The following is a 10,049-nucleotide window of genomic DNA, read 5'->3' on the forward strand; positions in this document are numbered from 1 at the left end:
GAGGTCGGCGCTCAGGCCACTCCGGACGCCGCGTCGGCGACGACGCCGGCGACCCTGCGCAGCTTCTTCATCGGGCCGAGTTCGCCGTCGTAGACCTGCTTGACGCCGTCACCCAGCGCGGTCTCGATCACCCGGATGTCGCGGACGAGCCGGCGCATACCCTCGGGCTCGACGGACGCGGCCTGGTCAGACCCCCACATCGAACGGTCGAGCGTGATGTGCCGCTCCACCATGCAGGCGCCCAGCGCCACCGCGCACAGCGTGGACTGCAGGCCGACCTCGTGGCCGGAGTAACCGATCGGGACGTTGGGGTACTCGGCCTCCAGCGTGTTCACCATCCGCAGGTTGAGCTGCTCGGGCGGGCACGGGTACGTGCTGGTGGCGTGCAGCAGCACGATGTTGCGGCTGCCGACGACCTCGACGGCGTGCCGGATCTGCTCGGGCGTGGACATGCCGGTGGACAGGATCACGGTCTGGCCGGTCGCCCGCAGCGCCCGCAGCAAGGCGTCGTCGGTCAGGCTGGCCGAGGCCACCTTGTAGGCCGGCGGGTTGTAGCCGCCGAGGAAGTCGATGCTCTCCACGTCCCACGGGGAGGCGAACCAGTCGATGCCCACCTCGCGGCAGTAGTCGTCGATCTGGCGGTACTCGTCCGCGCCGAACTCGACCCTGCGGCGGTACTCGATGTAGGTCATCCGGCCCCACGGCGTGTCCCGCTCGAGCTCCCACTGGTCCCTGGGGGTGCACACCTCCGGGGTCCGCTTCTGGAACTTGACCGCGTCCATCCCGGCGGTCTTCGCCGCCTCGATGAGGGCGAGGGCCGTGCGCAGGTCGCCGTTGTGGTTGATGCCGATCTCGCCGATCACGTAGACGGGCTGGCCGGGTCCGACCAGGCGGTCACCGATGCGACGCAGCCGCGGGTTGAAGGTCATGACAGGTCCTTTCCGAGGATCCACGAGGCGATCTCGCGGACGGCTCCGTGCCCTCCCGGCACGGTGGTGACGGAGCGGGCTGCGGCCCGCACCGCTGCGTGGGCCGAGGCGACAGCCACCGGCCAGCCGACCTGCGCGAAGCAGGGCAGGTCGTTGATGTCGTTGCCGAGGTACAGGACGCGGGACGCGGCGAGCCCCTGCTCGTCGAGCCAGGCGGCCAGCTCGTCGCCCTTCTCGGGGATGCCGTGGCGGCACTCCACCCCGAGTTTGGCCGCCCGCGCGGCCACCACGGGGTTCACCTCGGTGGACAGGATCAGGACGGGCAGGCCGGCCCGGCGCATCGCGGCGACGCCCATACCGTCGCCGCGGTGCACCGCGACCCGTTCGGTCCCGTCGGCCGCGACCCAGGCACGGTCGTCGGTCTGGGTGCCGTCGAAGTCGAGCACAACGGCATCGACCTCGCCGGGTCCGGGGCGGGTGGTCGCGTCCAGGAGGGGGGCGAGGACGCGAGCACGTTCGAGGTCACCCGGCTCGTCGATCTCCAGGACCCGGTCGGGGTCGGTGGGGACGGCGACCGTGCGGCCGAAGAAGCGGCGGCGCAGCTCCGCGAAGCCGGCAGCGCGCATGGCGTAGGCCGCACCGGTCTCCAGCCATTCGGGTGCGCGGTCCTGTCGGCGCTGGCGGCCGCCGGCGTCGTGGTTGACGCCGGCGGCGGCGTCCGCGTCGCGCCAGACGAAGCCGTGGAAGGGCGCGGCGGTGAAGGCGGTGTCCGCGCCCTCGTCCGTCACCGCTGCCACGACGGCGTCCAGTTCGGCCGGGGTGAGGAACGGGCTCGTGCACTGCACGAGGACGATCACGTCGAGCTCGTCGGTGTGGCCCCCGTACAGTGTCTCGACGGCGTGCAGCACGGCCGACTCGCTGGAGGCGGTGTCCCCGGCCAGGTCGGCGGGACGCTCGACCGCGATCGCGCCGGCGGCGGTGGCCGCGGCGGCGATCGCCGGGTCGTCGGTGGACACGACGACGGCGCTGATCCGGCCCGCCGCCCGCGCGGCGCGGACCGCGCGCACGACGAGGGGAACCCCGCCGACGCGGGCGAGGTTCTTGCCGGGGACTCCTTTGGAGCCGCCCCGGGCCGGGATGACGGCGAGGACCTCGCCGGTTCCACGCGTTCCCGGGGCCACCGTGCTTGTCGTGATCACGGTTTCACGCTAGGCACGCCCGGGGCCCCGCAGCCCACGCAGAGTTCACGAGTCGGTGAACGACGGGGGAACAGTCACCACCCTCAGGGGCCGAGCACCAGCAGCACCAGCAGGGTGGCGGCGACGGCGACCACCGCCACGACGGCAACCACCAGGCCAGCCGCCTGGCGCCGCCGCGAGGCGGCGATCCGGCGCGCGTGCAGCGTCCCGTCCTCGTGCGGACGCGACGCCCCGACGAGTGTCCCGCCAGAGTCGATGGCGACCGTGCCCGGACGTCCGGCCGGCGGCGGTGGCAGTCGGGTGGCGTAGCGCTCGCGGTCCAGCGCGGGGGCGCGGGCTTCGGCAGCAGTCGGCAGGGGCAGTTCGGCGGGCGGTTCGCGGTCGACACCGGCCGGTGGCCGCGCGGGCGCGGCGGGCGTGGCCCGCCCTGCCGGCACCGTCGCGTCCGGGCCGGCAGGAGCGGTGGCGCGCGGGTGGTGGGCGATCCGGGTCGCGTCGGTCGCCGGCGGCAGGTCGGGCGAGGTCACCGGCGGTCCCTTCGCACGGCGACCAGGGTGTCCTCGGTGGCGGCGTCGACCGCGGACCGGTCGGACGCGAGGACGTCGAGGACCGCGACGGTCACGTTGTCACGGCCTCCGGCGGCGAGCGCCGCGTCGATCAGCCCGTCGACGACGTCCTGCGGGTCGGCCGACGTGGCGAGGGCGGCGGCGATCGCGGCGTCGGTGAGTTCCTTGGTCAGGCCATCCGAGCAGACCAGCCAGCGGTCGCCTGCGACCACGGCGGACGCCCGGTAGTCGGCAGCCCACACCGGCTCGAGCACGGCGGCCATGCCCATCGCGCGGGTGAGCATGCTGCGGGGGCGCGCGCCGCCGACGGTGGCGACGTGGTCGACGCTGAACTGTTCGAGCAGGCCGGCACGGTACCGGTAGACGCGGGAGTCGCCCACGTTGGCGATGATCCATTCCGGGCCACGCTCGTCGGCCACCAGGGCGAGGCATGCCAGCGTGCTCCCCACGCCGCCGGGGACGCCCTCCCCCAGCGCCGACACCTCGGCGTGGGCCTCCGCCACCGTGGCTTCCAGTGCCGCCCGGCTCAGGGGCGCTCGCCCGGCGAGCGGCTGGAAGGCCCGCACCACGGCAGCGCTGGCGAGGTCGCCGTGCCGATGGCCGCCCATGCCGTCGGCGACGACGAGCAGCCCTGCGGCGGTGAGCGCGGAGTCCTCGTTCACGGGACGCCGCAGGCCCGGGTGCGACCCGGCTCCCCACCTCGTCTCGACGCCGTTCATGACCCCGGCGGCACCTCACGCAGGGCGAACTCGGCGTCGCCGAGGAAGAAGCGGACGGTCAGCGGCACCGCTGTTCCCGGGCCGATCGTGCGCTCGCCGCCGTCGGCGGCGACCAGCGTGACGCCGTTCGTCGAGCCGAGGTCGCTGACCAGCCAGCGGCCGTCGACGAGGGTCAGCAGCGCGTGGGCCTTCGACACGGTCCGGGTGCTGTCGGACACGGGGAGCACCTGCGCGCCGGGATGCGCGGGGTCGGGAGCGGGCAGGCGTCCGACCAGGACCTCCGTGCCGGTGAGGACGAACTCCTCGCCGGTCACAGCGACGAGCCGCCACCTCGGGCGCAGCCGCGACGCCAGTACGGTGCGGTCGTCGAACTCCTCCGGTTCCTCGGGCCCAGTGACCGCATCGGCACTGGGCTCGGCCGACAGTGGCGCGGGTGCGGGTGGATCCGCGGCGAGGAGGTCCGGGGCAGGAGCAGCAGCCCCGAAGACGCCGGGTGCGGCCCGGAACACCTCCGGCGGCGGTGCCCACCGGAGGTCCGCCGGGGGTGCGGAGGACTCTGCCGGGGGTGCCGGCTCGGCAGCGGGCTCGGGGAGGGGCTGCGGCGCAGGTTCGATGTGCGGGGCGACCTCCGGAGCCGGCTCCGGTTCGGGCACGGACCCCGACGGCTCGGGCCCCGCCCACTGCGTGACCGCCGCCGTGTCGGTCAGCCAGTTCCCGATCGACAGCGGGTCGGTCGGCGACAGCGGTCCGGTCGGCGACAGCACCGGCGAGGGCTCGGACGCACCGACATCGGCGACATCTGCCCCGTCGACCGTCCGCGGAACCGGAAACCACTGCCGCGGCCCCGCCGGCGGAGGCACCGGCGTCCGCCCTTCGGATGTCGGGTCCCCGCTCCCGGCCACCGCCGCCCCCACCCCGTCATCCCGGGCTTGACCCGGGATCCCTACCCACCCGACGGACGAGGGCCGGGCGGTCGGGCCCGAGTCCGGCGCCACGGAGATCCCGGCTTCCGCCGGGATGACAGAGGGCAGCTGATCGCTCGGGCGAAGGTCCGGCGCGCCCGCGACCGTCTCCGACGCCCCCACCCCGTCATCCCGGGCTTGACCCGGGATCTCTGCCCACCCGACGGAAGACGCCACCCCCGCCTCCGCCCCGACGGACGACGGCTGGGCGGTCGAGCCCGAGTCCGGCGCGACAGAGATCCCGGCCTTCGCCGGGATGACAGAGGGCAGCTGATCGCTCGGGCGAAGGTCCGGCGCGCCCGCGACCGTCTCCGCCGCCCCCAGCCCGTCATCCCGGGCTTGACCCGGGATCTCTGCCCGGCCCACCCAGGACGACACGCCGGCCTCCACAGAGACGACGGGCGAGGGCTGCACGGGCGGGGCCCAGGCGGGGGCGCTCGGCGGGGGCTGCCACGCAGGCCGGGTGACGGGGCGGACGGGGCCGCCCGACCAGGTGGCGCCGCCCCAGGCGAGGACGCTCGCCCAGATCGGGCTCCAGAGTGCCGCGACGACGGTCATGCCGGCGCCGTACCCGAAGCCGGTGTTGATCCGGTGGAAGGCCATGATCAGGACGACGGCCAGCGCGATGGCGCCGAGGACCGGGACGAGCACGAGCAGCACCAGCCAGGGCGAGTACCCGCCGATCCGCAGCAGCACGGCGGTGTTCCACACCGGCACCCACCCCTGCCAGCGCTCCTCGCCGACCTTGCCGAACACCCCGGCCAGCGCGAGGGACGTCCAGACGTAGAGGGCGAGGGACACCAGCAGCACGACCAGCGTGCCGGCGACCTGCCCCAGGGCGTTCACATCGGTCATCTCGCGCTCAGGCGTCCGCGGACGCCCCCTCCTTCCCCGAGCGATGCCGCCGCAGGAACGACGCCGGCGACACCGCCGCGCGCACCCGCTGCCATCGCGTTCCTCCTGCCGCCAGCCTGCGGCGCTCCGCGTCCGCCTCGCGCCAGTACCCGTCCGGATCCGCCGGCGCCGGCGGATCCGGAGCGAACACCGCACGATCGGCGCCCTCGGCGAGCCGGAGCGAGGCAACACTGCCATAACCGGACGCCAGTTCGCTGCGGGTCTGGTGGGTCGGAACCACCCCACCGGCGTCGATCCGCGCGTCGACGAACTCGTCCCACCCCCGGTGGTCCTCGCGACCGGGTCGGGACGGTGCCGCCGCGACCGCCGACGCAGTGCCTTCGCCGCCACCACGACCAGCGCCGGACCGAGCAGGACGAGCAGCGCCAACAGGCCGATCGCGCCGATCCGCAGCACCGCCCACAGCCAGGCCAGGTTCACGCCGGACGCCGGCGAGGGCGGCGCCGCATCCCCGCGCGTACCGGCCGGGTCGGGCGGATCCACTTCCTCGGCGGGCAGGGGACGCACCTGGGTCGGGTTCTCCGGGTCGCGGCGCTGCTCGGTCTCCTCCGCCACGTCCTCGACGTGCTGGGGGGTGGCGTCCACCGCTGCCCAGGCACCGTCCGCCCCCTGCACCTCGACCCATGCCGTGAGGTTGCGGCCCCGGCACACGCCGTCGGTGCAGGCGGGGACGCCGCTGCCGTCATCGGCGACGAGTCGCGTCCCCACGACGACCCGGGCCGGGAACCCCAGCTGGTCGGCGACGAGCGCGAGCGCGACGGCGAACTGCTCGTCGTCGCCGACAGCGGCCACCAGCGAGCCGGTGCCACCGGCATCCGCGACCGCGTCCTCCCGGGTGTTCAAGGCGGTGAACAGCGCGTCGATCCGGGACAGCGAGTGGCCCGCCGTGCTGAGGCGGAACGCGTAGTCGGCGCCCAGTCCGGCCACCCACAGCGCGTCACCGGACACGGTCAGGGCGTGGCTGAGGTAGCCGCGCTCGCGCAGCCGGGACGCCAGTTCGGCCAGCCCCGCCCCCGTGGCCGGCTGGTCCTGCGCGCGGAGCCACTGCCGCAGGCTGTCCGGCACGTCGTGGACGGGTCCGTGCCCCGGGGAGGCGAGGGCGGTCACGTCCGCCGGCTCGCCCAGCGCGACGTCGGCGGTGTAGGAGTCGCCCTCGGCCAGGCCGCCCGCGACCGTGTTCACGGCCGACCCTGTGGACGCGTCGTAGTAGAACCCGTCACCGAGCGACTGCGCGCGTGCCCCGGCGAAGGTGATCGACGCCAGGTTGCCCGCCATCGGCTGCCACAGCGTCCCGAGGTCCCCCGTCGTGACCGTGAGGGACGTGCGCTCCCCCGCGCCGGGGTCGCGCCGGTAGGGCACGCGGCGGAAGGTCGACCCGCCCTCGCCGGAGGTCGAGAACACCACGCCGTCGTAGTGCGTGAGCGTGGCCAGGCGGACGCGATCCGGCATCGCCCCGGTCGCGGCCACCCGGAACAGGACCGCGTCGTAGCGGTCGTCGGCGAACGACTGGCGGTACCCGACCAGCGGGCTGACCGCCCTGGCCACCTGGAGGTCCGGCCCCGACCCGCTGCGCAGGACCGTCCGCGCCTGGCCGGAGGCGATCACCGGCGTGCCGACCAGCGCCACCGCGACTGCCAGCCCGACCATCAGCCAGACCAGCGCCGAGGCACGCAACGCGGCCGCGCCTCGCACCCTGGCCAGCCGCACGCCGCTCGCCCGCGCCGCTCGCTGCAGGGCCTCCGTCCGCTCTGCCCGGGCGCGCCAGGTCAGCCAGGCCAGGGCCAGCAGCAGCGAGAGCCCGCCGAGCAGCGCCTCGCGGGGCGCCGCGACGGGCACACCGCCCACGCGCACCGGTGCGGTCGTGGCGTCGGCGCCGAAGGCCAGCCCGAACCAGGCCATCGAGAGCGCGACGGGTGCGGCGGCGACGAACACCCGCGTGCGCAGCCACGACAGCAGCAGCGCGGCCAGCGGCCCGACGAGGAACACCACCAGGGCCGGCACGAGCAGGTTGCGGTAGTCCCCCACCGGGAGGTCGACGGTCAGCAGGTCCTTCCAGGCCGTCCCCAGCCCCGCCACGAACGACCCGGCGGCCCGGGCGACGCCCACCCGGTACACCGGGACGGCCACCACCAGGCCGAGCACGACGAGCGCGGCCAGGCCGGAGCCCGCGACCACGACCGCCCGCCAGCGGAACCGGTGCGCGAGGACGGCCAGCACCGCCGCGACGCCGACAGCGGTCCCCACCAGCACCAGGTAGGCGGTGGAGGCGTAGACCGGCCAGGCCGCCCAGGCGGCGAGCGCGGTCGCGGCGAGGACGTAGATCGCTCCTCCCACCTCCAGTCGGCCGAAGCTCCCGCGCCCCGGGGCGCGATCCCGCCGGGTGCGGCGCGGGCGGACGCCGTCCCGCAGGGCGCGCACCGGATGGGCGCCGGTCACGACTGCGCTCCCCGCACGAGCAGCCGGGTGAGGTCGCCGAGCACCCCCACGGTGAGCACGGCCATGCTGCCGAACTGTCGCATGGTCGGACGCGCGCGCTCGTCGCACACGACGGCGATCACCGCCGCGTCGACGGGGAAGGCCAGCGCCGCCTGCCGCAGCGTCCGCAGGCCGACCGGCGAGCCGCACACCAGCACCGCCAGCGACAGCTGGTCGCAGGCCTCGGCCGCCAGCCGGCACACCTCGCCCAGCGGCATCGTCGAGGCCGTGGCCGCGACCGTGCAGTAGCCGTCGAGGAGGGCTCGCGGGGACGTGGACGGGAGCGTCCGGATCGCCTGCACGCGGGAGCGGGCGAACTCGGGCACCTCCGCGCTCGCCATCACCTCCAGGTCCCGGCCGTCCCGGATCGCCTGGAGGCTGATCGACGCGGCCGCGCTCACCGCCAGCTCGAACTCGTCGTCGTCGAGGTACTCGTCGGCGGCGCAGCTGAGCACGACGGCGATCCGGGAGCGCCGCGACTCCTCGTACTGGCGCACCATCAGGTCGCCGGTCCGCGCGGTCGACTTCCAGTGGATCTGGCGGCGCGAGTCACCGGCCACGTACGGCCGGATCGCGTGAAAGGACACGTCGGAGTCGACCAGCTGGCGGGTCGGCGTGCCCTCCAGGTCGCGGACCAGGCCCACGCTCGTGGAGGGGACGGCGACCGTCCGCGGGTGCACGTAGAGGTCGTGGACGTCGTCGAAGGCGATCTCGCGGCGGAACACGCCCACCGGGTCTGCGCGGACGGCCGTCACCGGCCCCACCGTGACGATGCCGCGCCGGGCCGCGGGCACGACGAGGTCTGCCTCATGTGCCCTTCCCGGGCGCAGCAGCGGGAGCGCGAGCTCGACCAGCCCTGCGCCGACCGGCACCTCGAGCCGGCCGGGAAGGGCGCTGCGGCGGCCGACGTTGGCGACCCGCACCGCGCCGCTGACCTCGCTGCCCGCGACCACCCGCTGGGTGGTGATGCCGAGGTCCACGTCGTAGTCGGGACGGCCCAGCAGGAACGGGACGGCCAGGACGACCAGCACCAGCGACGCGAGCCCTGCGACGATCCACTCCACCCAGCCGAACGCCCACCCCACGCCGAGGCCGGCGCTCGCGGCCACCACCACCAGCCAGCCTGCCGGGGTGACGGTCTGCGCGATCGTCCGCCCCGCGGCGGCGAGCCGCGTCCTCACCACCGGCCACCCGCGCAGCCAGGAGGCGGCCGCGTCCGCGAGCGCACTCCCGGGCCCGGTCGCAGGGACCGTCCGGGTGCGGGTGGCGCCGGTCTGGCCGGTGGTTCGGCCATGGCGGGACTCGGTGGACTCCATCGTCAGCCGGCGGCGCGCTCGCTGGGCGGCGGGACGGAGAGGACGACCTGGGCGACCACGGCCTCGGCGGTGACGCCGTCGAACTCGGCCTCCGGGTGCAGGATCAGCCGGTGGGCGAGCACCGGCTGCGCGAGCAGCTTGACGTCGTCGGGAACGACGTAGCCGCGGCCCTGGCACGCCGCGCGCGTCCGGGCGGCCCTGGTCAGCGCGATCCCGCCGCGGATGGACGAGCCGAGCCGCACCTGTTCGGCGTCCCTGGTGGCCTCGACGAGCCGGGCGATGTAGTCGTAGACGAGCGGGTCGATGTACACGTCGTTGGCGATCGCGGCGAGGTTCAGCATCGCCTGCGGGGACACCACCGGGCCCACGTCACGCCGCTGCACGGCCGACCCCTCCAGGATGCGTACCGTGGACGACCGGTCCGGGTAGCCCAGCGACGTCCGCAGCAGGAACCGGTCCAGCTGGGCCTCGGGCAACCGGTAGGTGCCGGCCTGCTCGATCGGGTTCTGGGTGGCGATCACCAGGAACGGCCGCCCGACCGGACGGGTCACGCCGTCGATCGTCACCCGGCCCTCCGCCATCACCTCCAGCAGCGCGGACTGGGTCTTGGGGCTGGCCCGGTTGATCTCGTCGGCCAGCACGACGTTGGCGAACACCGGGCCCGCGTGGAACTCGAACTCGCCGGTCTTCTGGTCGTAGACCGTGATGCCGGTCACGTCGCCGGGCAGCAGGTCGGGGGTGAACTGGATCCGGGTGCTGGTGCCCTCCACCGACTGCGCGAGTGCCCGCGCCAGGGAGGTCTTCCCGGTGCCGGGGACGTCCTCCAGCAGCACGTGGCCCTCGCTGAGCATCGCGGTCAGCACGAGCTCGACGACGTGGCGCTTGCCGACGATCACCTGCTCGACGTTGTCGGCGATCCCGGCGAAGGTGCTCTGGAACCAGCTGGCCTGGTCGGCGGAGAGGGGCAT

General features: G+C 74.9%; 7 protein-coding genes. All 7 read right to left on the reverse strand.

The window, feature by feature from the left end; translation table 11 throughout:
• Positions 1-11: 11 nt before the first annotated feature.
• The 7 genes from QM779_RS08595 to QM779_RS08625 all read right to left on the reverse strand — a co-directional run bounded on the left by QM779_RS08595 (position 12) and on the right by QM779_RS08625 (position 10,049).
• The gene (locus QM779_RS08595) at positions 12-929 is read right to left on the reverse strand and encodes an N-acetylneuraminate synthase family protein (RefSeq protein WP_428534204.1); all 918 of its coding nucleotides are present in this window, start codon (positions 927-929) and stop codon (positions 12-14) included.
• Positions 926-2,128, reverse strand: a complete 1,203-nt coding sequence (locus QM779_RS08600; protein ID WP_428534206.1) for a cytidylyltransferase domain-containing protein — start codon at positions 2,126-2,128, stop codon at positions 926-928. The genes QM779_RS08595 and QM779_RS08600 overlap by 4 nt, the downstream gene beginning before the upstream one ends.
• An 83-nt stretch (positions 2,129-2,211) precedes the next feature.
• Positions 2,212-2,655 (reverse strand): hypothetical protein, encoded by a 444-nt coding sequence (locus QM779_RS08605; protein ID WP_428534208.1) that lies wholly within the window; start codon positions 2,653-2,655, stop codon positions 2,212-2,214.
• Positions 2,652-3,413: a PP2C family protein-serine/threonine phosphatase gene (locus QM779_RS08610; protein ID WP_428534210.1), complete on the reverse strand. Its 762-nt coding sequence runs from the start codon at positions 3,411-3,413 to the stop codon at positions 2,652-2,654. Before QM779_RS08610 ends, QM779_RS08605 begins: the two co-directional genes overlap by 4 nt.
• Positions 3,410-7,726, reverse strand: coding sequence for a DUF5684 domain-containing protein (locus tag QM779_RS08615; protein ID WP_428534212.1), 4,317 nt, complete (start codon positions 7,724-7,726; stop codon positions 3,410-3,412). Before QM779_RS08615 ends, QM779_RS08610 begins: the two co-directional genes overlap by 4 nt.
• Positions 7,723-9,081 (reverse strand): DUF58 domain-containing protein, encoded by a 1,359-nt coding sequence (locus tag QM779_RS08620; protein WP_428534214.1) that lies wholly within the window; start codon positions 9,079-9,081, stop codon positions 7,723-7,725. The genes QM779_RS08615 and QM779_RS08620 overlap by 4 nt, the downstream gene beginning before the upstream one ends.
• 2 nt (positions 9,082-9,083) lie before the next feature.
• On the reverse strand, positions 9,084-10,049 hold the full coding sequence (locus QM779_RS08625) for an AAA family ATPase (RefSeq protein WP_428534216.1): 966 nt from the start codon (positions 10,047-10,049) through the stop codon (positions 9,084-9,086).

Source organism: Propionicimonas sp. (assembly GCF_049840635.1).
Taxonomy (GTDB): domain Bacteria; phylum Actinomycetota; class Actinomycetes; order Propionibacteriales; family Propionibacteriaceae; genus Propionicimonas.

Coding starts and splice junctions, on each gene's coding strand:
- QM779_RS08625 (WP_428534216.1), bottom strand. CDS start 10,049: ATGCCCCTCTCCGCCGACCAGGCCAGCTGGTTCCAGAGCACCTTCGCC.
- QM779_RS08595 (WP_428534204.1), bottom strand. CDS start 929: ATGACCTTCAACCCGCGGCTGCGTCGCATCGGTGACCGCCTGGTCGGA.
- QM779_RS08620 (WP_428534214.1), bottom strand. CDS start 9,081: ATGGAGTCCACCGAGTCCCGCCATGGCCGAACCACCGGCCAGACCGGC.
- QM779_RS08610 (WP_428534210.1), bottom strand. CDS start 3,413: ATGAACGGCGTCGAGACGAGGTGGGGAGCCGGGTCGCACCCGGGCCTG.